This is a genomic window from Candidatus Cloacimonas sp. (assembly GCA_035403355.1).
In the GTDB taxonomy this organism is placed as follows: domain Bacteria; phylum Cloacimonadota; class Cloacimonadia; order Cloacimonadales; family Cloacimonadaceae; genus Cloacimonas.
Genome location: DAONFA010000001.1, coordinates 1 through 26,988, shown reverse-complemented (window position 1 = coordinate 26,988; position 26,988 = coordinate 1). Strand labels below are relative to the sequence as shown.

19 protein-coding genes are annotated in these 26,988 nt (G+C 40.5%); 3 read left to right on the top strand and 16 right to left on the bottom strand.

What is annotated here, in order from left to right; translation table 11 throughout:
* Positions 1-2: 2 nt before the first annotated feature.
* Together PLE33_00095 and priA are read left to right on the top strand one after the other, a co-directional pair.
* A complete protein-coding gene (locus PLE33_00095) occupies positions 3-3,923 on the top strand; it encodes a T9SS type A sorting domain-containing protein (GenBank protein HPS59646.1) in 3,921 nt (1,306 codons plus the stop codon).
* A 298-nt stretch (positions 3,924-4,221) separates the two neighbouring features.
* Positions 4,222-6,591 (top strand): primosomal protein N', encoded by a 2,370-nt coding sequence (gene priA, locus PLE33_00090; protein HPS59645.1) that lies wholly within the window; start codon positions 4,222-4,224, stop codon positions 6,589-6,591.
* A 394-nt stretch (positions 6,592-6,985) separates the two neighbouring features.
* Here the strand turns inward: priA and PLE33_00085 are convergent, their stop codons facing one another.
* The 15 genes from PLE33_00085 to PLE33_00015 form a co-directional block, all read right to left on the bottom strand.
* Positions 6,986-7,183, bottom strand: coding sequence for a hypothetical protein (locus PLE33_00085; protein ID HPS59644.1), 198 nt, complete (start codon positions 7,181-7,183; stop codon positions 6,986-6,988).
* A 341-nt stretch (positions 7,184-7,524) separates the two neighbouring features.
* A complete protein-coding gene (locus tag PLE33_00080) occupies positions 7,525-8,310 on the bottom strand; it encodes an MBL fold metallo-hydrolase (protein ID HPS59643.1) in 786 nt (261 codons plus the stop codon).
* A 5-nt stretch (positions 8,311-8,315) separates the two neighbouring features.
* Positions 8,316-9,269 carry an HD domain-containing protein gene (locus PLE33_00075; protein HPS59642.1) on the bottom strand — a complete coding sequence of 318 codons (954 nt, stop codon included), beginning with the start codon at positions 9,267-9,269 and terminating at the stop codon, positions 8,316-8,318.
* Positions 9,270-9,278: 9 nt separating this feature from the next.
* Positions 9,279-11,213 carry a T9SS type A sorting domain-containing protein gene (locus PLE33_00070; protein ID HPS59641.1) on the bottom strand — a complete coding sequence of 645 codons (1,935 nt, stop codon included), beginning with the start codon at positions 11,211-11,213 and terminating at the stop codon, positions 9,279-9,281.
* Positions 11,214-11,298: 85 nt separating this feature from the next.
* Positions 11,299-12,201, bottom strand: coding sequence for a riboflavin biosynthesis protein RibF (ribF, locus tag PLE33_00065; protein HPS59640.1), 903 nt, complete (start codon positions 12,199-12,201; stop codon positions 11,299-11,301).
* Positions 12,198-12,467 carry a hypothetical protein gene (locus PLE33_00060; protein ID HPS59639.1) on the bottom strand — a complete coding sequence of 90 codons (270 nt, stop codon included), beginning with the start codon at positions 12,465-12,467 and terminating at the stop codon, positions 12,198-12,200. The genes ribF and PLE33_00060 overlap by 4 nt, the downstream gene beginning before the upstream one ends.
* Complete coding sequence (gene truB, locus PLE33_00055) at positions 12,464-13,345, bottom strand: tRNA pseudouridine(55) synthase TruB (GenBank protein HPS59638.1); 882 nt, start codon at positions 13,343-13,345, stop codon at positions 12,464-12,466. The genes PLE33_00060 and truB overlap by 4 nt, the downstream gene beginning before the upstream one ends.
* On the bottom strand, positions 13,320-14,324 hold the full coding sequence (locus PLE33_00050; protein HPS59637.1) for a bifunctional oligoribonuclease/PAP phosphatase NrnA: 1,005 nt from the start codon (positions 14,322-14,324) through the stop codon (positions 13,320-13,322). The genes truB and PLE33_00050 overlap by 26 nt, the downstream gene beginning before the upstream one ends.
* A gap of 88 nt (positions 14,325-14,412) precedes the next feature.
* Positions 14,413-14,895 carry a 30S ribosome-binding factor RbfA gene (gene rbfA, locus PLE33_00045; protein ID HPS59636.1) on the bottom strand — a complete coding sequence of 161 codons (483 nt, stop codon included), beginning with the start codon at positions 14,893-14,895 and terminating at the stop codon, positions 14,413-14,415.
* Entirely contained in the window at positions 14,896-17,634 is a 2,739-nt protein-coding gene (gene infB, locus PLE33_00040; protein HPS59635.1) for a translation initiation factor IF-2, read from the bottom strand.
* Positions 17,631-17,960: a ribosomal L7Ae/L30e/S12e/Gadd45 family protein gene (locus PLE33_00035; protein HPS59634.1), complete on the bottom strand. Its 330-nt coding sequence runs from the start codon at positions 17,958-17,960 to the stop codon at positions 17,631-17,633. Before PLE33_00035 ends, infB begins: the two co-directional genes overlap by 4 nt.
* On the bottom strand, positions 17,957-18,187 hold the full coding sequence (locus PLE33_00030) for a YlxR family protein (protein ID HPS59633.1): 231 nt from the start codon (positions 18,185-18,187) through the stop codon (positions 17,957-17,959). The genes PLE33_00035 and PLE33_00030 overlap by 4 nt, the downstream gene beginning before the upstream one ends.
* Positions 18,187-19,422, bottom strand: coding sequence for a transcription termination factor NusA (gene nusA, locus PLE33_00025; protein ID HPS59632.1), 1,236 nt, complete (start codon positions 19,420-19,422; stop codon positions 18,187-18,189). The genes PLE33_00030 and nusA overlap by 1 nt, the downstream gene beginning before the upstream one ends.
* A 3-nt stretch (positions 19,423-19,425) precedes the next feature.
* Positions 19,426-19,896, bottom strand: coding sequence for a ribosome maturation factor RimP (gene rimP / locus PLE33_00020; GenBank protein ID HPS59631.1), 471 nt, complete (start codon positions 19,894-19,896; stop codon positions 19,426-19,428).
* A 758-nt stretch (positions 19,897-20,654) separates the two neighbouring features.
* Positions 20,655-21,056, bottom strand: coding sequence for a thioesterase family protein (locus PLE33_00015; protein HPS59630.1), 402 nt, complete (start codon positions 21,054-21,056; stop codon positions 20,655-20,657).
* A 99-nt stretch (positions 21,057-21,155) separates the two neighbouring features.
* On the opposite strand from PLE33_00015, the gene PLE33_00010 reads away from it, so the two are divergent.
* Entirely contained in the window at positions 21,156-23,678 is a 2,523-nt protein-coding gene (locus tag PLE33_00010; protein ID HPS59629.1) for a YfhO family protein, read from the top strand.
* A gap of 217 nt (positions 23,679-23,895) precedes the next feature.
* Here PLE33_00010 and PLE33_00005 read toward each other — a convergent pair whose 3' ends face one another.
* A complete protein-coding gene (locus PLE33_00005) occupies positions 23,896-26,547 on the bottom strand; it encodes a valine--tRNA ligase (protein HPS59628.1) in 2,652 nt (883 codons plus the stop codon).
* Between the last annotated feature and the right edge of the window lie 441 nt (positions 26,548-26,988).

Sequence of the window (26,988 nt, the reverse complement as noted above, 5' to 3'; positions counted from 1 at the left end):
AGATGAAAAGGTATTGGATGATAATATTTAGCTTGCTGCTGGTTTTACCTTTAGCAGCAGTAATTCAGGAAACCGCTTCCTTAAAGCATTTCCTATATGGGCACGAACCCAATTGCGCTTATGACAATTGGATTTCTCATTTGGCGGAAGGGGTGGTTATAAACGGCTATAATACTTATGCACCTTATGATAACCAGACCAACGGATTCGGGGATTTTGTAATTCCTACAACTGAACAGCTGACTACATGGGGTAATATTGTGAGCTTATTTTTAGCAGCTTCTTTTGATGAAGCCCAGGCAGCTATTGATGCAGCAGGTTTCCCCTATCAGGTAGTTATTTTTAACGATACAGATAGTGGCATCTCCTATAGAATGTTGCGCGAAATTCCCAATGCTGAATTTTATGATGATAATGGGACAACTGATACTTATGATGATGAAAGCGGTGCTTTTGCTTACGGTTGGGGTTTATATCTATACAATCCTGCGGGCAGCAGACCCATTATTGTAACCGTTCCTCATCCTTGTGATGATTTTCCTACTCCGGCTTTTGCTTGGGAAGCATTTCAAATTTGGGATGGGCAATTTTTACTGATCAATGGTGCAGGCAGAGAAGTTAAATGGACAAATTCAGGCACTTATACCAATTCCAAATCCCTATCTGATCCTACCCGCACAGCTAATCATCCTTTCAATGTTTGTTATAAGCAATTTGCCGATCAGCTTAGAGCGGTATTTAGTTTTAGGGAATTTTCCCCTCAAATTCATAGTTACGACTGGAATTTTCATCCCTATTATCCTAATGTTCAAATTTCAGCCGGTTATAATCGCCTCTGTCCTAATTTACCTATTAGAGACCTTTCCAGCCGTAAACTGGATATGATCAATAAAGGTCACCATATAATGATTCCGGCAAATACCGTAGGTTTTCATCAAGAGGTTACTCTTAACGATTTTTATGGAGTAAATTATGGTATATATCCTTTTACCTTTGATGACGGAGAAAATAACTACGCCGTAAATAACAATATTGATTTACCTGCCTATTCTCAAAACTATCAAATGCTATATACGCAAAGTGGAACTACTGACTATGATGTGTATGATCCTTTTTTACATGCAGAGATGGATGAATTACCCAATTCTTATGAATTAACCGAAAACACCTATAAATGGTTTTACGGCTGGAATGAAGCATTGCAGCGCTGGAATTTTGACCATCTTTTTGATAACTTCAATCTATACTATCTGCGTTGGATTTATGATCTGAATAGCGTTTTGGATGATATGTTCGCAATGGATGACGGTTTAACGCCTCCTACTCCTGCAGGTTTAGCTATTCAAAATCAATCTTTATATTCCATATCTTTAAGCTGGCGACCTGTTGATTGCTACGATTTTGATACTTTTGAAGTGCTCTATGCCACAACTCCTATCGGCAATGATAACTATACAGTTTATGATCGCAACAATAATGCAGTGCTGGCTTCTCCCAATTGTGAAACTGCTACAATTTCCGGCTTGAGCTATCAGAACAGCTATTACTTTAAAATTAGAGCTAAGGATAAAAACGGCAATTATTCGCTACTTTCCAATGAAGTTACTACTGTTCCTGCTCCAGCCAATATCTATTCTTTTATGGCTCACGGTTTGGATAATGCTGTGCGTCTTTATTGGGGTGTTTCAGGACAAACCAATAATCTGGGTTACAAGGTTTACCGGAAAGTTTCATCCCAATCGGATTATATTTTACTTGATTCCTATCTGTCTAATCCCCTATTAGCTAATACTACAGCTACCACCTACACTTTTTGGGATTACAATGTTACTAACGGTCAGAATTTGGATTATATGATTAGCTGCACAAATAACAATAATCAGGAATTTTTCTATAATTACCCTGTTTCGGCTGCAGTTAGACCTATCCATTCATTGTGCCTTACAAATTCCACAGCTACTTTGGCAGATACTGTTTATTTTGCTCAAAATCCTTATGCTTCCGATAGCCAGGATACTTATTACGATGTAACTAAAGCAAATCCTTCAGGACCAAATTATGTGTGGGCAGGTTTTTGGGAACCTTATTGGAGTTCCAGCGGAACATCTCTTTCCCGCGAAGTTAAAAGTGGCTATGATCCAGCTTTAGACCTTAAAACCTGGACGCTTAGAATTTATGCTACACAACTGAATACACCTCTATATTTAACTGCCTCCAATAATTTCAGCCGTGCCGAAAAACTTTATCTTTACGATTCCGGAAACGGAACCTGGCACAATCTATTCAGCGGACCGTATCAATTTACCGTTACCAATACGGGTGTGCGAACTATGACTTTGTATTGGGGAAACCTGCAACCCAAAATAGTTCTCAACAATCAGAACAACCATCTTTATCAAGGTGGCACCAATATAAACTTCCAGTGGAGCGCTCAAAACAGTTTTCTGATTGACCATCTGGATTTATATGTTAAAAATGAAACCGACAGCTTGTTTTTAACCGGAAATATACCTGCCAGTCAAAGCAGCTGGAGCTATAATGTTCCTGCTGTTGCAGATATGCAAAATGCCCGTTTTTATGTTGATTGTTATGCTGTGGATGGCTTTTTGCAGACCTTTGCGGCAACTTACACTTTTGGTCTTATACCGCGGATGATTTTACACTATAATGAATCCGGCTGGCAAACGCGCTCCCTTATTTGGCCATCTTTAATACCCTCGGTAGAAAGTATTTACGGCACCGGGGCAGTAGCTTTTACCCCTACCAATGAAGGAACCTGGCTGGAAAACGAAGACCTCATTTTTGGCATTGCCTATTGGGTTAACGCTCCGGAGATTAATTTCTTTTCTGCCACTGCCGATATTTGTGCTACGGAATTGGATTCCTTCCCTTTGGAACCAGGTTGGAATTTTATTGCCAATCCTCATTATTGCCGTTATCCTGTTCATAATTTAAGGTTTCGGATCCAGACCAATCAGTTCCTCTACAGTGAAATGATTGCTCAGAACCTTGTTTCCCGAGCCGTATTTGTTTATCGTAACGGAATGTTTCAGGCAGTAGATACCATTGAGCCCTTTGAGGCATTTTATATTAAATACTATGGCGACCAAGCCCTCAATACTTATATTGATTTTTACCCCTATTTTGAAGCACCGGAAATTACTCCTCCGGAAAATTTCTGGCAATTCCAGGTTACGGCTTCTTCCGTAGATAGCGATAGCAATACCTTCATTTTGGGCACCAATCCCATTGCTACTGATGGCTACGATTTTTATCTGGATTTACCTGCAGCGCCGGTAAAACCGTTTCCTTCCCTGAAATTATATTTAACCAGAGAAGCAGCAGAAGATACCGGTTTTCGTGATCCTCTGCTTTCTGCAGAATTTCAGGAACCCCTTGCCGAGGCAATTACTCAGGAGAAAATCTGGCACTTCAAACTTGACTGCTATTCTAATTCACCCGTAGAATTTAATCTTAGCGAGGTAAACCTGCCCGCAAATTACAGCGTAAAAATATACCTGGCAGACCAAATTTACAGTTATGACTATGCCTCCAGTTTTACTTTCGTACCTCCTTCTCCGGGAACTTATAGCGGCATAATTAAGGTCTCCAATAGACCCGATAGCGCAGAAGATTTAACTGTAGCTCCGGTTACCAGGATATCTATCTATCCCAATCCTTTCAATCCTTCCACTACCATTGCCTTCTCTAATATTACAACCAGAGAAGTGGAACTTTCTCTTTATAACCTGAAAGGACAAAAAGTCCGCGACCTCTTTCAGGGTAAACTAAACAGCGGAGAACACAAGCTAATTTGGGATGGAAAAGATAATAACGGTAGAACGGTAAGCAGCGGAATTTATTTCGCTAAAATCCAAGCGGGAAGTTCTACCCAAATCCGCAAAATGCTGTTAATGAAGTAATCTCGGGAAACAGCCCCTTAGGGCGGAGGGCGGAGAGATATTTTTTCCGCATTTTTACGAGGGGTTGACGAGGACGTCAACCATCCAATGTCGCCCTTTGGAGCTTTTTTATTCGGAAGAACGACGTCCTCGTCGTTCAAGCACAAGAAGGGGTTGACGAGGAGATCAACCATCCGGTGTCGCCCTAAGGGGCTTTTGGGCAGAGGACGAAGAGCGGAGGGTAAGGGTATGACCGTTCCCGCTGATTTTTCCACTTTTTGAAGTTGACAAACTACAGCCCGGGCAAAACCGTAGCAATATGGAATATTATATCATTCATCTACCATTAGAAATACCGAGGGAACTGGTTTATTGTTCACCTGGGGAAATAAGGGAAGGAGCCAGAGTAATAGTAAATCTTTCAGGCCGTTTATGGACCGGTATATGCGGCAGAAAAACAGTGCCTGAAACCGCTAAAAACATTAGCTATAAAGCAGTTATAGAGGTTTTGGATACAGTTCCCGTGCTCTGCCAGGAATTGATGCAATTAGGTTACTGGATGGCTAACTACTATCATTGTTCAATTGGCAGGGCACTTTTTGCAATGTTACCTTCGCGTTTGCAACCTGAATTGGAAGCAAATGTAATTTGGCTGGCGGAGGAAGTTCCGGAACAGTTTCTTCCCTTAAAAAAGGCAATTGCCGGAAGTGATAATGCCAATCTGAAAACTTTACGCAAAGAGCTTTCTTCCTATCCTCTTTATAAAAGAATTGAAGAAGCGGAAGAGCAGGGTCTCATTAAAATTGAGCGCAAACTTAATCATAAGGATAAGCCCCGAACAGTTAATTATATCATTCGTTTGCAGCCCCCTGTGGCGGAAGATTCCCTTCCCTTAAAACAGCGGGAGGCATGGGAACAAATTAAAGAAGAAGAGAACTCTTTTCCAATGTCCAATATCAGTTCCACCATTTCTTACAGTGCAGTTAAGGCATTAGTAAAAAAGGGATTCATAAAAATTGAACCGCATCGTTTTGATCCCGAATCTCTTTCTTTTGAAGGTCTTCCGCAAGTGAAACAGATAGCGCTAAATAATGCTCAACTTCAAGCCATAGCAGATATTAACAATGCTTTCGGCACTTTTAATGTAAATCTGCTTTATGGCATCACCGGCAGCGGAAAAACGGAAGTGTATATGGAACTTATCAAACGCTATTTAGCTGCCGATAAAACCGTTATCTTTCTCATTCCGGAAATTGCTCTCACTCCGCAAATGGTGGATCGCTTTCAAAGTAATTTCGGACAAATACTGGCTATTCAGCATAGTCAGCTAACCGAAAAGGACCGTTTAATCCAGTGGCAGAAAATTAAAAGCGGAGAGAAGAGAATTGTAATTGGAGCCCGCAGTGCCGTTTTTGCCCCTTTACCGAATTTGGGTTTAATTATTGTAGATGAAGAACATGAGGGAACTTACAAACAGGAAAATACCCCTCGTTATCAAGGTAGGGATTTAGCCATTAAGAGAGCTCAGCTGCAAAATGCCCAAGTAATTTTAGGCAGCGCCACTCCCGCTTTGGAATCCTGGCATAATGCCTTAACGGGTAAGTATAGATTACAAAAAATAGAAAACCGTCCCCTGGATTATTGCCTGCCCAATGTGCAAGTAGTAAATTTATGCGATGAATATGACCAGAGCTTAATTTCTCCCCTCCTTTTAGAGGCAATAGATAAACGCCTGCAAAGGAAGGAGCAGGTTATTCTTTTTCAAAATCGCCGGGGTTATTCTTCCTTTATGCAATGCCTGAAATGTGGAAAACTGATAACCTGCCAGAATTGTGAAATCAGTATGAGTTATCATCGTGACCGTGAAGAAATGCAATGTCACTATTGCGGCAACACAATTCCCAGTCCTCGTAAATGTCCTCATTGCGGTTCCTATTCTTTCACCTATGGAGCTCCGGGAACTCAAAAAATAGAGCAGAACCTGAAAATCCTTTTCCCCGAAGCAAAAATCTTAAGGATGGATTCGGATTCGGCACGCAAAAGGGATACCTATAAATCAATGTATAATCGTATGAAAAACAGGGAAGTGGATATCTTACTGGGAACACAAATGATTTCCAAGGGTTTGGACTTTCCACTGGTTACCCTTGTGGGCATCGTGATGGCAGATATTTCGCTCAATTTGCCTGATTTCAGGGCTGCCGAAAGAACTTTTCAATTGCTTACTCAGGTTGCAGGACGCTCAGGGCGTAGAGACAAAATTGGAGAAGTGATTATTCAAACTTATAACCCGGAACATTATTCCATTGTTTCTGCCAGTCAACAAAATTATATTCTTTTTGCCACAGAGGAATTGGGCTACCGCAAAAAGCTTTACTATCCGCCCTATTACCGCTTAGCCAGAATTTTGTTTCAGAGTCCGAATCTGGAGCTGTTAAAAAAGGAAGTGGCCAATATTCACGAAGCAGCTGACAAATTACATAAACAATTTCCTGTGCCTCAATTGTTTCTATTAGGTCCTGCTCCGGCTCCTTTCAGCAAAATCAGCTCCTATTACCGCTACCATCTAATTTTTAAAGCCCAAACCGTAACCGTATTACAAGAGGCAATCAGGCAATTCAATTCTGCCTATAATTGCCCTTCCCATATTCGTAAACAGATAGATATTGACCCCAATAACTTAATGTAATATTATTCTTTTAGTTATCAATCATAAAAGGTTATCTCTTACCTGATTCTTGGCTGCCGGATTATATACATATCATATTGAGAAGACATAAAAGGAAAATATGGTTTAGCAGGTTGAGAAGGTTTAGAGGGTTGATGTTTCTTATGAACGACGAGGACATCGTTCTTCCGAATAAAAAAGCCCCTAAGGGGCTTTTGGGCAGAGGGCAGAGAAAAATAATAGGTCTGGGATGAACAGGATTATCGGGATTTTTGGGATTTATAAACTTGAATGTGCTTCTATAAATGATATGAATACCTAAGTTTTCCTTTCCCTTCTGTCACCTTCACTTTTCACCGTTCACCGTTCACCTTTCACTTTTCACCGTTCACCCTTCACTCTCAATTCTCCATTCTCAATTTATTCTCTTTTTCTCTTTTCCTCTCTGTTCAAAATCCTCTTTTTCCCTTTTTCTCTTTGTAAAAAAATCTATTTCGCTATCTATCTCTTCCCGTCTCGCTATTTCACCATCTCGCCATCTCGCCAAATTCAATCTCTTTTTCTCTTTTTCTCTTTGTTCATAAATCCTCTTTTTTCTTTTATATCTTTTCAATAGGGAAAGTATATAGGATGTCTTCTCATCCCGGAATTTTCCTCATAATCTTCCGATATAACTCCCGTATCGTTCCGGTATCGCGATATGGGAAAGATACGGGAATCTCAATGGCTGCAAATTGCAAAAGAGTAAGGATGGAATTTCTTTGATAGATTGATAATTATGGAATTGCAGTAAGATAATTTCCAGAGAGTAGAAGCCAGTGCAGACAATTTCTTGGTGTCAAAATCGGCAGAAGGCAACCGTAAATGCGGAAAGAGTTTGAAAGCTATCCGCAAGGAAGAAAAGATAGAATTGGCTTGAAAAAAGCCGATTTTAACTCAAAGAAAGGTGACCATTTAAATATCTATCAGGGCTGTAGGTCTATCTTGGGCGGCAATAAACAGTTTTATATCGCTGCGGATGCTATCCAGATATTCCTGCATTGTCTGTTCTGCTAAAGAAGGCAAATTATTTATCTCGCTTAGATGTGCCAGAATAAGGTTTTTTAAACCGGGATGAACCAGGGCAGAAATTAAGCCAACTGCTTGCATATTGGAAAGATGACCCTGATTTCCGTGAATGCGCTGTTTAAGTTTCCAATCGTAGGGACCTTCCATCAGCATTCTTTCGTCGTGATTGCTTTCCAGAATTAAAGTGCTTACTCCGGTTAATTTCAAAAGGCATAATTGAGTAGGATAACCCAGGTCTGTAGCCACTCCCAATTTGCGTTTGGGTTCGGAATCCTGATAAAAAACGAAATTACAGCTCTCGGCAGCATCGTGAATGGAAGAAAACGGCTCTATAACTATATCTTTAATCGCAAAACTGCTACCCGTATTGAAAAGGGCTATTCTGTCCTGCACATTTCCCAAACGCGCGGCACAGGAAAAAAGAGTAGGTCTATTGATATAAACGGGTATTTTCAGTTTGCGGGAAATGGCTCCTACGCTTTTGATATGATCGGAATGTTCATGGCTTACGAGAATGCCGTCTATTTTTGCCGGCTCTACCTTTAATGATGCCAGACAATCCATAATTCTGTGCATACTTATTCCGGCATCTAATAGCAGAGCGGTCTTTTCGGTTTGAATTAAAACGCAATTACCTTTACTGCCACTGGCAATAATAACGGTCTGAAACATAAGTCCTAAACTGGTCTGTAAATTTTATAGTAGCGGTTATTCAGTTTGTCATATTCTGTCCAAACCGCAAAAGGCGGGGCAGCTTCAATAATTTGGGTTACGCCTTTTGCTTGGGCATCCAGATTATCACAATGGTGAAGGACAATCGCTTCCAGGGTTTGCGGTAAACGGACGGACGCTTTTTCGTATTCTCCATGATGAGAGAGAATCAAATGACGCAAATTTAGCAACAATTCTTCAGGGAAACCTGGAATTTTAGAGGCATTTTCACACGCTATTTGATCGGAAAGCGCTAAATGCCCTATCAGGCGTCCCGCATCCGTAAAATCAATATTGCCCAAGTTAGCATATTCCTGAACTTTGGCTACATCGTGCAATAATGCTCCGCTGATGAGTAAATCATAATCTACAGGATACAAAGTAGAGGCAAATTCACATAGCGAGGCAACGGCAACCGTATGTTCAATAAGTCCATTGATATAATTGTGATGCCAGCTTTTAGCTGCAGGTGCCCGGAGGAATTTAGTAAAGAACTCCTTATCGTCAAAAATAAGATGAAGCAGCTTGTTCAGATAGGGTTGCCGCACTTTATCCACAAATTCAAAAAAACGGTCGCCAAGAACTTCCGGCTCAATTTTACTCCGCGTTAAGTAATCATCCAAATTATATTCGGATTTATCGGCAAAACGCAGTTTAGTAATGGAAAGCTGAACCTGCCCTTTATAATTTACAACGGTTCCTTGAACGCTGATAATATCGCCGGCATCAAATTCATCGGAATGCCTGGCAGCGTCCTTCCATACATTAGCTGAGATGGTTCCTGTTTTATCTTGCAGTTTAAGGCGCAAGTAAAGGTCGTTTTTCCCTTCCCGGAGTTCTTTTTCGGCTACCAGATATAAGCCGCTGATTTCCTGATTAACTTTTTGATATAATTCGGCTACGGAAATATGTTCTGTCATAATAAGATATCACTTTATAACTGTTATTTTTCGGGTTTGATGAATTACTCTGCCCCTGTTTGAGGTTTCACAACGCAAAAAATAGATGCCGGAAGCAGGGAAAATTTCAGGCGGGATTGCAGTTTCTTTAAAGCTTTTACCGATACTGAAGACCTTCTGCCCTTTGATGTTGTAAACCGTGTAACTGGCAGGATAGAAAGAAGATGATATATTTAACATCCCTTTCCCCCTAAAAGGATTGGGATAGATGGAAATAACGGGTTGCGGAAGAACTTCATCGGCATTGGAAACTACCAAATTCAAAGGAAGCTCTGCCCATTTAGCGTAATAAATTGTGCCCCCGCTGTTATAAGGATTTTGCAGCCAGTAATATATGCGATAGGATTTTAGCGAATCCAATTCCGTAGTATTGATAATAATTTCTACTGCTACACTATCACCAATATTCAGAGTGCCACTGAAAGGGATCTCAAAAGCAAGCCATTTTTTAAGGGAAAAATATTCACCACCGGTAAATTGATTACTTTCAAAAATCCCGGCATAAAATTTGGGGTTGAGAGCAGAGGTGGAATTCCATTCAAATAAAGAAGTTCTATCGTTATAGAGTTCAATATTTACCAGTAAATTTTCCGGGGTTTCAGGATCAAGAATACTAACGCTGCAATTGCTACGGGAAATAAAACTTCGCTTTTGCTGGGCTGCAGAAATGGCAGTAAGCACTTGTTCCGAATTGGCTGCAACCTGCATATAAAACCTTTTATAACCATCTATTACGGTTAGCGGTAACGAATTGAACTGGTAATAGTTAAATCTTTGCACCGCCGATAAATTGGAAAGCTCATCTGACTGATTGGGAAAATAGAGCAAATGATGAACATCAGATGTCTCCTGAGGCAAATCATCTATCCCGGATGCATAACGCCGGAAATATTCTACCAGATGACAGCTTCCTGTATCCTGAAAAATATTGTAATAACGCGCCGCAAGAATTATCCCGGGATGATTTTTAAAGGCAAGAGTTACCTTTATCTGAGTAGGATTTCTTCCGAAAGAAATGCTTTCAGAACTATCCACCCTAAGAGAATCCCGCGGACTAATATTCAATAAAGGAATTTGCAGGGTTTGATTAAGCTCCTGTGAAGGATTGGTGAAATTAACTTCCAAAGTGTCGCTGAAGGAATATTGACTGTGATTGTAAACAGTTACGGAAGGTGAAACATTTGAACCGGGCAAAATGTTTTCCGGAAGAGAAAAACTAAGTAATTCCAGGTTCGTATTGCTTAAATTAAAATCGCCTATAGCACTAACCCGTAATTCACAACTAAAACCGGCAGTAAATAAACTTTGCCAATATTCATTGCCCTGCACTTCAGTATTGTAATAAAAACTGTTCTTACCGGTTCCTACCGAAGCACTTAAATATTTATCACTTACAGGCAAAGTAAAATCCATCACTAACCAGGCAATCCGCAAAGGATTTTGAACAGCAGGAAAGGTAATAACAGCCGGGTTTTCCGATAGAGTTATTGTTTGCCAGTCCCCTCCCGGCATTATTGTGCCTGGAAAATAGTTTAATTCGTTATTGCCGCCATATTGTTCGCTCCATAAAGAAACCCGCATTTCCAAATTGGGATAGGGAGAATAGATTTTAAAACTATTTAAAGCGAAAGAAGCAGAATCAGACAAAGGATATGCACCCTGAAAATTGAAACGCACAGCCCAGGTTTTTGGACCCGATAGATGATAGGCATCTTCCAAATTATGGTAGCGAAAGTGATATAACTTGCTGTCTTCGGTATCTTTAATCCCACTGCCGGCAACAACCTGCAAAGGAGAAACAGCATAGCCAAATAACGGTAACATTAGCAATAAAATGCAGCTGAAATCAGACAGGAAATTCCGCTTTCTCATAATAAACGAAGGATGAGATAGAAAGTTACGCATTTCCCCTCTCTGCCAAAATCATACCTGGCAGCCCTTTTTTTACTTTTTCCAAGAAAGCTAATGGCTGAAACGCAGGACTGTTCACTTAGGCAAACTCCTTCAGCATTAAGCGAGCCGTAATAATATCGCTAATAATAGCAACACGCAATTCATCAATGCTGTGAAACATCTTTTCCTCTCTCAAATAACGGAGCAAATCCAGCTCCAGATATTGACCGTAAAGATCACCCGTAAAATCAAGAATATGGGTCTCTATTTCTATAATTCCCGTTTTTTTCACGGTTGGACTGCAACCGATATTTGTCAACCCGAAAAATACATTGCCCTGCCAATACACTTTAGAGAGGTAGATTCCATTTTTGGGAATCAATTGATGAGGACTTAGCAAATTCAAATTGGCAGTGGGAAAGCCAATTTTCCTGCCCTGAGAATTACTGTGTCCTATTGTGCCTAATAAACGGTAAGGTTTACCTAAAAGAAGATCGGCTCCTTCCACTTGCCCCTGTAACAATAAATTCCTGATAACACTGCTGCTGATTGGTTTACCTTCATAAAGCAGGGGTTCCACATATTCTACCCGATAACCAAGCTCCCCGGAATGCTTGCAGAGAAACTGATAGTTGCCCTGACGCAAATGCCCGAAATGAGAATCATAACCCATTACAATTACTTTGGGCTGAAATTGGGGAATGATGTATTCCTGCAAAAATTTTAAGGGAGGCGTCTTTGCCAGTTCGGAAGTAAAATTCAGCAACTCCACCCTTTCAATACCCAAATTTTTCAGTTCCCTTTCTTTGAGAACTGCGGGACACAACATTTTGGGCAAAGGATGAACTCGTAACACAAAAGCAGGATGGTCTTTATAGCTGAGGACAACACTTTGCAAACCTTCCGCTTTGCTTATTTCTCTTACCCGTTGCAGCAATTTCTGATGCCCCAAATGCAAGCCGTCAAAAGTCCCAATGGTTAAAACCGAATTCTTTGTCATTGGTAACCCCGGTAGAACGATGTTTGTTTTGCCCTTTCTTGGCTGGTTATTTCGTTACCGCAAAATTCGTTATATTGAAAGAAACTGGTTGTAAATGGAACGACGAGGACATCGTTCTTCCGATTGTAACCCCGGTAGAGCGATGTTTGCATTGCCCTTTCTTGGCTGGTTCTTTCGTTACCGCAAAATTCGTTATATAGAAAGAAGCTGGTTGTAAGTGGAACGACGAGGATTCCGTTCTTCCGTTTTAAATTTCTTCTATTCATTTCAGCACTATTTCAGGATGGATAAGGTTTTGGTTTCTTTTTCCGATTGCCCAAAGCTCGGAATTGAACAGCAAAAGATAGTTTTCAGCGTTCTCTTCCGCAAGCGCTATATCTGTTCCATTCATCACTTTGGCAAATTCATCCTCAGTTAAATTACGGCAGGAAAACAAAGGAAATACTTTGTTATAATCAAGACCGTAATCACTCCAGTTATCTCTATTCAGCTCCTGTAACTTAACGGCATTCTGTAATGTTATCCTGCCAATGCTTTCTCGTTTAAGAAAAGTGGTATAGGCAACTGTGTTTAATTGTTCTGCCAGCCATTCACTTAATGCCCTTATGTAGGTTCCTTTGCTTACTCGGCAACGATAACTAAGTTCATCGGGCTTTTCTGTATTCAGGGGTAGAAATTCAAACTCCGTTATCCGGACTGCCCGCTTCGGTAAATTGAATTGCTCTTTTTGGCGTGCCAGTTCATAAGCTCTTTTCCCTTGTATTTTAACCGCGGAATATGCTGGAACGGAAAGTTCGTTAATTTGCAATGCCTTCTTTGCCAAGCTATCCAGTTTATCCCTAAATTCGGGAATTGAAGCCGTAGCAATTATTTCCCCTTCCTGATCACCGGTATCTCTTTTTTCCCCCAATTTCATTGTTGCAGTATAGGTCTTATCCTCTCTTTCACAAAAACCCGCCAAACGAGTGAAGGAACCGATACAGCAAATAAGCAATCCCTCAGCGAAAGGATCAAGCGTTCCGGTATGCCCGATTTTTCTAATGCCGGTAATTTTACGCAGTTCTCTGATAACCGCAAAAGAGGTGATACCGGCAGGTTTATCAATAGCCAGAAAAGCATTATTCTTTCGGGACAGCGATGGCATTGATAACATCCTTCAGCAGTTTCTCTTTTGCTTCTTCCAATTTGCCATATAGATAACAACCCGCTGCCTGTTTATGACCTCCACCTCCATAAGGAACTGCAATTTTGTTCACATCAACGGTCTCAGACCGCAAGCTGATTTTATAGACCCCTTCTTGCTCTTCCCTTAAGTATATAATTACCTCAATTCCTTTTATACCTTGCACCCAACGCGTTGCATTCATAATACTTTCGGGATCAATATTGTTATCTCTGCTCATCGCAGCAGTGGAATACATCGTTAAAATCCGGCGCTGATAAAAAAGTTCAATGGTAGCAAGGGTTTCTCCAATGTAACGCATTTCCTCTGCAGAGTGATTCATAAAGAAATGGCGGTATTGTTCATTGGGCTTAATTCCCAGGTATGCCAATTTGGAGGCAAAAATAAATACCGCGGCATCGGTATTGGCGTTCACGAAGTTATTGGTATCGTTTAAGATAGTTGTATATAGGCAATTGCCCACAAATAGACAATCGGCATCAGGCATTTCCAGTATTTCCGGTTCAAAAAGGGCATAAAGCATTTCCCCTACACAGGCAAAAGCAGGTTCAATGTAGCTTAGTTCAGCTGGAATCAGGTTATTCTCTTTTTCGTGGTGATCAAGCACTACCGTTAATTGCGCTTTATCAATTAAAGCTCGTCTATTCCCCAAGCGGTCATAAGAATTACAATCCAGAACTATAGCCAAGGCAAAATTCAGGTCTTCCACATTAAGCATAGCAAAGCGTTTTTCATTGCCTTTCCCGTCCCGCAAATAGTTATAGCGGCTAAGGTCATCGTTATCGGTAACCAGCAACGAATTCTTGCCTAAAAAAGAAATTATTCTTTGCAAGGCAAGAGCTGCACAATAACCATCTCCATCCGGACTGATATGCGTAGTAATTACTATGCTGTCTGCTGAGGAGATTAGTTCCAGCAGTTTGGTTCTAATATTTTCCATTTTTCTCGTAAACAAAAAAATCGCCTCAGAGGGCGATTTTTCCTTCTGTAATAAAAGGTTTTCAGGTTAAAGCGAAGAGAGAGAATTACTATTCGTCCTCATCATCATCTTCAAAATCGTCGTAATCCTCTTCGTCCTCATCTTCATCAAAATCAAAGAAGTCGTCATCATCATCCAGGTATTCGTCAATATCAATATCCTGGTCTTCGTCGTCATCGTCATCAAAATCATCTTTTTTAAGTGAGGCAAGCAGTGTCTCTACCTTAGAGGCACGTTCTTCTGTCTCGTCGTAGTAGAAAGAGAGTTCGGGAATGGTTCTCATAATTTGTGCTCCTGCAATTTGTTTTTTTAAAAAGCCAGATGACTTCATCAGGAGTTCCCTGATTTGGTTATGACTGGCGGGATTATTATAATGCGAAAAGTAAAGCTTGGCATAGTGCAAATCCTTGGAGATTACAACATCGGTAATTTGCACCCAAGCCAGTTTAGGGTCGTTCAATTTTTGCGAAAGCGCAATATTGAAGAGCTTTTTTAGTTCTGCCTGCAAACGGGGGATGCGATAGTTCTTCATTTACAATTTTTGGCTAACCTCATTCACCACAAATGCTTCCAATACATCTCCTTCTTTAATATCAGAGAAATTGGCTAAGGTTAATCCGCATTCAGAACCGGCACGCACTTCTTTAACATCATCGGCGTAATGTTTTAACGAACTGAGCATATCTTCAATTACTAAAACATCATCCCGATACACACGAATCTTACAGTTTGCTTGAATAACACCTTTATCAACCTGGCAGCCGGCAATAGTTCCCACTTTCTTTATTTTAAATACTTGTTTCACTAATGCGCTACCCAGAACCTGTTCTTCATATTTTGGCTTCAGCAATCCTTCCAACGCACTACGCAGGTCTTCAATGGCATCATAAATAACCTGATAGAGCTTTATTTGCACTCCTTCATCTTCAGCCATTTTTCGTGCCTGATGCGAAGGACGCACATGAAATCCCATTATTATAGCATCCGAAGCAGCAGCCAGAGAAACATCCGCTTCGCTTATTCCGCCAATGCTTTTATGGATAATATTAACGCTAACTTCCTCGTTGGAGAGTTTTTGAAAGCTATCTGCCAATGCCTCTGCAGAGCCATCCGTATCTGTTTTCAAGATAATATTCAAGGTATTTATCTGTTCTTCTTTTATGCGGGCAAAGATATTCTGCAGGGAACTCTTGTTTTGGAATTTTTCCCGTTCCATCCGAATTTGTTGTCGTTCGCCACTTATACTGCGCGCTGTTTTTTCACTATCTACCTGATTAAGAATATCTCCTGCTTTAGGGGTATCGGAAAGACCATATACCCTTGCCACATCTGAAGGAAGGAGAACTTTAATTTCGCCTCCGCGTTCGTTTTCCATTTTCCGAATTCTGCCATGCACAGCTCCACAAACAACAATATCGCCTTTACGCAAAGTTCCTTCTTGCATCAGAATTGTGGCAGAAGGACCCATTCGGGCATCCATTCCCGCTTCAATCACTACAGCAGAAGCAGGAACATCTTTTTTGGCTTTCAAATCCAGCAATTCTGCCGTTAAAAGAATCAGCTCAATCAAATTTAAGATACCTTCTCCGGTTACCACTGAAGTTCTGCACCAGGGAATGTCGCCTCCGTATTGTTCCAGATAGACACCCATATCTAATAACTGTGAAATAACTTTATCTACATTGGCATCCGGAAGATCAACTTTGTTAATGGCAATTATCATTGACACTCCGGCTGCTTTAGCATGATCAATAGCTTCCCGCGTTTGAGCTTTAACGCCTTCCGTAGCAGCAATTACAATTACCGCAATATCAGTAACATTGGCTCCGCGTGCACGCATCGCTGTAAATGCTTCGTGCCCCGGAGTATCCAAAAAAGTGATTTTATATTTATTGATATCAATTTGGTAAGCACCAATATGTTGTGTAATGCCTCCAGATTCACCAGCCACTACATGGGTATTGCGAATATAATCTAAAATAGAAGTTTTGCCGTGATCTACATGACCCATAATAGTAACTACGGGAGGTCGTTTTTCTTCTCTCACTTCGCTATATTGTTCCATTTCCCGATTGATTATATCCATTCCGTATTCATCTTCAAAGCGGTAGTCAACCTTAAATTCATCGCAAATCATTTCCAGCGAGTCCTTATCCAGCCGTTGATTCATTGTTACCAGCTGACCCATCATAAAGAACTTGGAAATTATCTCGGAAGGCGAAACATTCATAATTTTCGCCAGCTCACTAACTGAGGTGAATTCTCTGATGATGATTTCATTACTGCGGTCTTCTACATTTTGGGCTTCCCGGTGGTATTTTTTCCGCTTAGAGCTCTTTTGCAGGGTCTTTTTAATATTACGGGAAATTTCCGCCTCATCCACTTCAACGGTTTCAACTAATTTCTGTTTCGCTTTCTTGGTGCTGGAGATAATAGCTTTTTTATGTTTACTTTTATCTCCCAGTTCTTCATGGCTAATTTTTCCCTTGCCGAATTTCTTTACTTCGGGTTCTTTAGCAGGTTCAATTGCCGGTGGAACGGCAACTTGTTTTACTGGAGGGACGCCTGTTTCTTTTTTTCTGCGTTGGTCACCTTTTCTCTGATCCGGTTTGGGTTGAAAGCGTTCCGGCTTATAACCTCTTTCCGGTTTGGGTTGAATATGATCCGGCTTATAACCTCTTTCCGGTTTGGGCTGAATATGTTCCTGTCTATATCCCTTTTCCGGTTTGGGCTGAATATGTTCCTGTCTATAACCCTTTTCCGGTTTGGGCTGAATATGCTCCGGTTTATAACCCTTTTCCGGTTTGGGCTGAATATGTTCCTGTTTGGGTTGAACATCAGTTTTAGGTGTTTCCACAATTGGTTTCGGAGGATGTTCCGCAGGTTTTTCTTCAGCCGGTTTTTCTATCTCCGGTTTAGCTGTTATCTTTTCAGTTTCTTTTTCGGGTATCGGTTCTTCTTCTTTAGGTGTTTCTTTAACCGGTTCCTGAACGGGAGGAACTTTTTCCGCTGCCTTTTTGCTTTCTTCTTCTTGGGCAATATGCTGTGCTTTAGCTGCCTGACGCATTTCCATCAACCGTTTACGATCTCTTTCAGCTCGCTTTTCAGCATCTATTTGTTCGTTATATTTAACGCGTATTTTATTAGCAACATCATCCTCAATTAAGCTCATGTGGCTTTTAACATTCACTCCTAAATCGGTGAGATGTTTTTTTAACGCCATCGTACTTATTTTCAGTTCTTTTGCCAATTCGTGAACTCTTATCGTCAATTTATCCTCCTCTCTGTTTCAGAGAGCCAATACTCCATTATTTTACCTGCGAAATTCTTATCTATAATTCCGAATACACCTGTTACGGATAAACCCAAAGCAGAGCTTATTTCTTGCTGACTTCCGGTTTCTATCACCGCTCCGGAAATCCCTGCCGATAAAGCTAATTTCTTCATTTTATCCCTTGTCCGCTCTGAACTATCCGCTGCCAGAATTAACAGCTCTATTTCTTTTTTATGCATTGCTCTTTCACAGGCACTATAACCGGAAACCAGTTTTCCTGCTTTGCGGGCAAATTGCATCAGAGTAAGAATCCTAAGATTCATCTTATTTTCCTTTTCTGATGACCCTTCCGCCATTTGTTAAGTCCTTTAAAACAATCAGCAGAAGGGCATAAGTAGAATCTGCGCCCCGGAATTATCCTGCGAAAATCAAAAACTATGCCACTTTCCGTGAGAAAAAAATTGAGCAGTTGATTCTGGTCAACCTTTTTCTTACAAACCACGCAAGTGCGAATCGGAAGGTGAGCTGCTTTACTGTTTTTATTCGGCATCAGAAATACTTTGCTGCCTCTTTGAGTCGTTCAGCCGTCTTTTGCCCCATCCCTTCAATATTACACAATTCTTCTACGGAAGCCATATAAATATCCTGAACGCTTGTATAACCTGCTTGTTTTAATGCATCGGCAATTTTAGAAGTAACTCCATCCATTTCTGTAATATGGCTTATAGTTCTTCGTTCTTTTGCCATTTTTTCTTCAAATTCTGCCATCGTAAAAATATCTATTTTCATTCCTACCAGTTTGGCAGCCAGTTTCACATTTTTTCCCTGTTTGCCTATTGCCATCAGTTTATCTGTTTCATCCACAATCACGCTGGCAGAGTGATTGCGTTCAATAATAACGCGTTTAATTCCTTCTATACCAAGGGCATTTTCAATCATTTTTTCGGGGTCTTCACTATGCACAACTATATCTATTTGTTCACCATGCAATTCTTTCCGTAAAGAATCAATACGCGTGCCTTTAGGACCTACGCAGGCAACTATCGGATCTATCTTAGGGTCAACAGTTTCCAATTCTACTTTAGTTCTAATTCCCGGCTCCCGCACTATTTTCCTGATTTTAATTTCCCCACTGAATATGGCAGGAATTTCCGCTTCAAACAATTTCTTCACAAATTCAGGATTGGTGCGGGAAAGAATAATTACAATCCCGTCTTTTCCGGGTCTGATATTAACAATGTATGCCTTGATATTTTCACCCACCCGGTAAAATTCATTCTCAATCTGTTCATCAATTGGCAGCAGAGCATCGGTGTGTCCAATATCAATGATGTAACCTCCAAAATCATCTATTGCCTTAATTTTTCCAGTTACTATAGTATGTTTCTGTTTATTAAAATCATTCTGAATTTTATCATCTTCCAGCTGGCGAATTCTATCTTGAATCAATTTCTGCACTGTCTTCACTAACTTTGGCTCAAATTCGTTCAGAGACATCGTTTTTTCAATATAATCACCCACTTGCGCTTTGGGGTTGTATTCGTTACGCGCATCAATTAAAGATATTTGCCCAAAGCTTTCTTCTTGTTCCACCACCAAACTTTTAAACTTCACTTTCACACTACCGGAAAGTTCATCTACAAAAACCTGTAACTCTGCTTCCGGTTCCAAACGCTTTTGCAAAGTGGAAGTTACGGACTCCAGAATGATGTTTTGAATCATCCCTGTATCCAACTGCTTAATTGCCGCAAGCTTACTGAGAGCTTCAATTGTATTAATAGCCATCGCTCACTTTCTCCTCTTCGGAATACCTAAAAATACTGTTTTAGCACGGATTATGGACTTAAAAGGTATTTCCGTAATCGTCCCTCTATCATCTACAACTATTGTATCCTGATTCACCTCTGTTAAAGTCCCCATTATGGATTTCTTTTCTTCGCCTTCAGTGAATTGCACCGCTACTTTTTCATTGATAGCGCTAACATAATGACTTTTCAACTTTAAAGGCCTTTCCACTCCTGGCGAAGATACTTCCAGAAAATAACGCTCCGGAATGAGGTCAAAGGTCTCCAATTCGTTCCCCAAAGCAGAACTGAAAGCAGCACATTCATCCAATGTAACTCCCCCAATTTTAGTAAGATAGACAGTTATAATTCTCCCTTTGCCAGACATCTTTTCATCAATGTCATACACTGCAAGATGCATTTCCTGACAAATCTTCCTGGCTATCTCTTCTACCTGCGCTCTGTAAAATTCCATCTTTTTACCTCATTCTTTTTCCGGAACAACGATGTCCCTGTCGTTCATAAAACCCGGAACAACGATGTCCTCAGCGTTCATAATTAACTGACCGGAACATCAACCATCCGGTTAACTACTTTATTTTATTATTTCTCGCAATCAATCCATCCAATTAGCGAAAAATCCTCAAATCTCTATACCCGATTTGCTTCAAAAAAAATAGCTATCAATGTAGCTATCTATCTCCGTTTTAAACGGTTACTATTCCCTGGAAACCGATTTTCTGTATCGGTTTATATACATAAATTCTTTTAAAAATCTCTGCTCTTATTTGTCAAGCAAAATCTTCAAAAATATCCGTTCGTCCCTAATTGCATTATCTACTTAATACTTACCTGTTTACGATGAATACAACATTGTTATTAAATAGCCAAAGCCCCTTAGGGCAAGATCGGATGGTTGACCTCCTGGTCAACCCCTTCTTGTGCTTGAACGACGAGGACCTCGTTCTTCCGGCAAAAAAAAGCCCCTTAGGGCAACACTAAAATAGCGACGGTGGCGTAAGCCCCTCGGGAAAAGTAAGCCCCGAGTGTTTTTTTTCACTTTCCCGGTTCCCTAAAGCCCCTTAGGGCGACACTAAAATAGCGACGGTGGCGTAAGCCCCTCGGGAAAAGTAAGCCCCAAGGGCTTTAAGATACCTCGACCCTCTCAACCCTCCAAAAACCTCTCATTTATCTTGTGCCCGGTATTCATCCTGCAATTTTTTTCTCTTCATTTCATTTTTCCAGGTAGCGCAGAAAGAGTTCAAAGACCTCAGCCGGCAGTCGTTTGGCTTTTCCTTCCGAGGCAAAAACGATTGTTATATCTGCTGCAAAACATTTTTCTCCTGCAGCGTTATAAATTTCCTGATGCCATTTTCCTTTAATTCTGTTCATTTCGGTAAAGCAGCTTTTAACAGTTATCAGTTCATCGTGATCAATGGCTTTAATAAAACTCATTTCCACATAATGCACAAAGAGCTGGACGCCTTTTTTTTGCAGCTCGGACTGCGCCAGATTCATTTCATAGAGGGCTTCGCTGCGTGCACTTTCTAAAAGTTGAAGGTAATTGGCATTATTTAAATGACCGTAGATATCGCATTCGTAGCCATAGATTCTTTTAGTAAAAGCAAAAAACATTGTTTTATCCTCTTAAGAAAAAGGTTGTAGCGGAATTTTTCTTGACCGATAACCGCTTTTATTTTGGTATGTAAAAAATTATTATAGATAGAGGATATTATGGCTGGAAAAAATGTCAATCAGAAAATAAAGCAAAATATCGGCAAAACCTCCAAAACTATGCATCCCGCCAAGCCCGCAGCGAAGATTAAAGAGCCCTCTGCTTTTGCCAAACACCTTCCCTGGATTTTAGTTATAGTGCTATTTCTTTTACTCAGTTTAATCTATTTTCCTGTTGCCTATCAAGGAAAGGCACCTCAGGCATCAGATATAAATCAATGGCAGGGAGCCGCAAAAGCCATAATTGATTATAATGCAACGCACAAGGATAATGCTTTATGGACTCCTTATATGTTTTCCGGAATGCCAACTTATATGATTTCCTTTCCTAATCGCTATCCTTTTCTGGAAAGCATAACCAAGATTACCGATAAAGTTATCAACTGGCGTATCTTCTTGCTGTTTGTTGGCGGTTTGGGTATCTTTTTACTTTTAAGGCAGCTGAAAATGGATTCCTGGATTGCTTTTTTTGCTGCAATTGCCTTTGTTTTTTCCTGCCATTGGGTAGGGCTTTTGGATATTGGCCATAATACCAAATTCCGTGCTATAATGTATATCCCTTGGGTTGTTTGGGCTCTCTTGCGTTTAAAGGAAAAGCCCAATATGCTCAATTTGGGTTTACTGGCAACTTTTCTGATTACGCAATTAAGGGAAAACCATCCTCAGATAACATATTATCTCTATCTGTTTATCGGTATGTTCTGGATTTATGCTTTAATTGAGGCAATTCAGAGTAAGCAATATAAAAAATTCGGGGGCTGGACAGGACTGCTGATTATTGCTTTTGGGTTAACTGCCCTGGCAGTGATGAATCCCTATCTATCTACTTGGGAGTATAGTCATTACACAATGCGAGGTGGAACAGCAGGTCTGGAAAAAGGTTATGCTCAAGCATGGAGTTTCCCACCTATAGAAATAATTTCCTTTCTTATCCCTGATTTCTTTGGGGGAATAAATGAGAACTATTGGGGTGCAATGCCCTTCACGCAAATTTATAACTACTTTGGCATAGTAGTTTTAGCTTTGGGAGTGATGGCTCTTTTTGGCAAACATAAAAAGTTCTCTCTCTTTTTATGGATTGTTTCAGCTATTTTCTTAGTGCTTAGTTTTGGCAGTTTTACTCCTTTTATATCTGATTTCTTTTTTAAGTATCTGCCGATGTTCAATAAATTCCGCGTGCCTTCTATGATGCTGATTATGGTTCAGATTATTGGAGTTATTCTTGCTGCTTTGGGTTTGGATACAATTGCTTCCCTGGAAAATAACAGCAAGTGGCAAAAAAGCTTATTTACTGCTTTCTGGATTAGCGGAGCGGTGTTTATTCTCTTTCTCATTTTGGGACAAAGTGTTTTCAAAGGTCTGCCCTATACTAATGCTGCAGAAATTGAACAATACGAAAAATATAATGCCCTTGCCAAATTGGAAGAAATGAAAAGTTTGCGCCCCGGATTGCTTTACAAAAGCGGAATTCTGAGTTTGCTGCTGTTAACTGTTTCTCTTGGGTTATGTTATCTTGCCAGCGCTAAAAAACTGAAGAAAGTTGCTTTAGTGCTACTTATTACCCTCGTTACTTTTATAGACCTGTATATATACACAGGAAAACACTTAAAAGACCTCTATCCGGCAGAAGAAAGAGAAGCTCGTTTCGTAACTCAGGATTTTGATGAATTCCTTCTGGCAGATAAAGATAATTTCCGTATTTACCCTTATAATATGGGTAATATAAGAAATGCAGGTGAATGGGCTTATTACCATCAAACCATAGATGGTTACAGCGCTGCCAAACTAAAACGCTATGATGATGTCTGGAAGCTTATTCAGGGAGATGAGAAAAATGAAAATGAACTATATCGTTATCTAAATGGTTTTTATAATAAAGGAAATAAAGAAATTCCCACCCCTTTACTGGATATGCTTTCTACGAAATACATTATCTATCCCGATTCGTTGCCCTACGCTTTTCTGCTGAATAAAATAAAACCTGTTTTTACCAGTTACTCGGGAGCTAATATTTATCAGAATTTAACAGCTTATCCTCGTGCCTGGTTTGTTGATTCGCTATCCGTAATTCCGGAAACGAAAGCGCGTCTGCAAAAAATGCGGAACCCATACTTTAATCCCCGCTCTTTAGCCATTGTGGAAAGTAAAATAGAGGGCGTTTATAAACCCGATAGCTGCTATGCCAAAGAGACCTTTTTTGATATGCACAATGTTAAATATGAGGTGGCAACCGATAAAAATGCTTATCTCGTGCTTTCGGAAATTTACTATCCTGCGGGCTGGAAGGCATTTATAGACGGCAAAGAAACAGCAATATATCCCACAAATCACATTTTAAGAGGTGTTATCGTTCCCCAGGGAAAACATACTGTGGAAATGAAATTTATCTCTGAGATCTATCGCTTTAGTTTGATTTTAAGTTTAACAGGTATCCTGGCAACGGTTGTGCTTCTGGCAATAGGAATTGGATGGGAAATGAAAAAAGGTAAGAAGGTCAAGAGGGCGAGAGGTCAAGAGGTCTAAAGGGCGAGAGGTCAAGAGGTCAAGAGGTCGAGAGGGCGAGAGGTCAAGAGGTCTAAAAAGTAGCCGGAGCTCGCTGTAGCTCCGCACTTTGGGTAGCCGGAGCTCGCTGTAGCTCCGCATTTTGGATAGCCGGAGCTCACTGTAGCTCCGCTTTTTGGGTAGCCGGAGCTCGCTGTAGCTCCGCATTTTTTTCCTGGGGAGGAATAGCGTCCTCCAGCTACAATAGTTCTTCCAGTAAGTGTTGCAGCAATTCCAGCTTAGTATTCACCTCGTTAAATTTCTCTTTTTCTTTGGCAACCACTTCCTCTTTAGCGTTATTCAGGAAATTGGGATTAGCCAGTTTTGTCTGAATTCCGTTTAATTCTTTAGTCAATTTCTCAATTTGTTTCCCGAGGCGATTTTTTTCGCTTTTAATATCCACCAGTCCGCTCAAGGGCAAAAATATCTCTATATTCCTAACTACAGAAGCGATAGCAGCTTTGGGTTTAGTAATCTGCACTCCTCCGGAGAAACTTTTCACTTTTGCCAAACGACGGAAGTAAGCCATATAATTTTCAAAGAGTTCCTGTTGAGAACCTTCGGCAAAGCGGATAACCATCTCAATTTCCTGAGAGGGAGCCAGGTTTATTTGTTTACGCAGGTTCCGAATAGCAGTAATGCTTTCCTGCACAAAGCGCATATTATTATTAATCTCGTTATCTATAAGTGTTTCATCCGCTTCCGGGAAGGCAGCGATAATTAGTGCTTCTTCTTTTAGCGGAAAGATTTTTTTTATGCCCTGCCAAATTTCTTCAGTTATAAAAGGCATAATTGGATGCAATAAACGCATTCCCTGTTGCATTACATTCAGCAGTATATATTTAGCCGTTAATCTGCTTTCATTTTCTGCAGAAGGGTTTAACCTGTCTTTACTCAGCTCAATATACCAGCTGCAAAATTCATCCCACATAAACTTAAAGATTTCAGTGGCAGCATCGTTAAACCGCAAATTTTCATAGTGAGCCCGCACTTCTATGGTCACTTCCTGAAGTCGGGAAATTATCCATTTATCAGCAAGTTCCAGTTGCAATTCATTTTCGGCAGGAAGTCCCTGAATACTTTCCGCATTCATCATTATGAACCTGTAGGCATTCCACATTTTATTGGCAAAGTTGCGTCCTGTTTCCAAAATGCTTTCACTGAAAATAACATCCGCACCTTTGGGAGTGCCAAAAATCATACTGAACCTTAAAGCATCGGCTCCTACGGTATTAATTAAATCAATCGGATTAGGCGAATTGCCTAAGGACTTACTCATTTTGCGTCCGATTTCATCTCTCACAGTTCCATGTAGCAAAACAGTATCAAAGGGAATTTTATCCTTAAAATGGAGGGTACTCATAATCATTCTGGCAACCCACAGGTAGATAATCTCTGGAGCCGTAATTAACACATTGGTAGGAAGATAGTAATTAAGATCTGCCGTTTCATCAGGCCAACCCATTGTAGAAAATGGCCATAACCAACTGGAAAACCAGGTATCCAGCACATCGGAATCCTGAGTAAACTTCGTTCCTCCACATTGGGGACACTTTTCCGGCATTTCCTTGGCTACAATCATATTATTACAACTATCACAATAATATACAGGGATGCGATGTCCCCACCAAATTTGCCGTGAGATACACCAGTCCCGAATATTATTCATCCAGTGCATATAGACCTTTGTCCAGCGTTCCGGCTGAAATTTTACTTCTCCTTTTTCCACCACTTCTATGGCTTTTTGGGCTAAGGGAGCCATTTTCACAAACCACTGATCGGAAAGATAGGGTTCAATAACTGTATCGCAACGATAACAATGCCCTACAGAATACGGATGAGTTTCTGTTTTTTCCAGCAGGCATTGTTCGGTAAGCATTTTCAGAATTTTTTCCCGGCAGGCATAACGCTCCAAACCTTGAAATTCCTTCCCGGCATTTGCGTTCATTACTCCGGTTTCATCCATCACCAAAATCTGCTGTAAATTATGCCGGATGCCAATTTCAAAATCGTTAGGATCGTGAGCAGGAGTAACTTTCACGCAACCGGTGCCAAATTCCCTATCTACATAATCATCCGCTATTATCGGTATCTTTCTATCCGTTAAAGGCAGCAGCAATTCTTTGCCAATTAAGGAACTGTAGCGTTCATCCTTGGGATTAACGGCAACGGCAACATCTCCTAACATTGTTTCCGGGCGGGTTGTTGCCACAGTTAAATAGCCATTCCCGTCAGCAAAAGGATAGTGAATATACCAAAGATGACCATTTTCATCTGTATGTTCTACTTCATCATTTGCCAAAGCAGTAACGCAACGCGGACACCAATTGATGATATATTTCCCTTTATAAATTAGCCCCTCTTCATACAGAGAGACAAAAACCTCTTTCACAGCTCGCGAAAGCATATCATCCATCGTAAATCGCAAACGATCCCAATCGCAACTTGCCCCTAAAAGTTTCAGCTGGTCTATGATGATATTGCCTTTTTCGTTTTTCCACTGCCAGATTTTTTCCACCAATTTATCGCGACCAAGCTCCTGACGCGTAATTCCTTGCTGGGCAAGTTCTTTTTCCACCATATTTTGAGTGGCAATTCCGGCATGATCAACACCCGGTAACCAGAGCGTAGGTTCGCCTTTCATTCTGTGAAAACGAACGACAACATCTTGCAGAGTATTATTTAGCACATGACCGATATGTAAAATTCCGGTCACATTCGGAGGGGGCATAAGAACGGTAAATGGTTTTTGGGCAGAGTTTTCCCGTGGCTTGAAATAGCCGTTTTCTTCCCAAAACTGATACCATTTCTTTTCCAGGTCTTTAGGTTCAAATGTCTTACTGATTTCCATTTTTGCAGTTACCTCTTTTTTTTGTCGTCGTCTATTGTTTGTTTAAGCATATTATACTTAATTTGAACCAATTCTGAAAAGAGCATTTGGCGTCAAGAAAAAGCTCGTTTACAACTTAACGGCGGAAAATGGAAGCAAGCAGATTTCGCTGATAACGCAGAAAAATCACAATGCAGACGGCGGGGAAGTTTTGACTTACAATTTTCACCTGCCTTCAATCTCTCTACACCCCACCATCTTTTTCACTTCCAACCGCTTTTTAGCTGGTTTCCAAACCGAAAAATTGTGAGTTAAAACAAAAAGTGCAACCGGCGGGGAAGTTTTGACTTACAATTTTCACCTGCCTTCAATCTCTCTACACCCCACCATCTTTTTCACTTCCAACCGCTTTTTAGCTGGTTTCCAAACCGAAAAATTGTGAGTTAAAACAGAAAGTGCAAC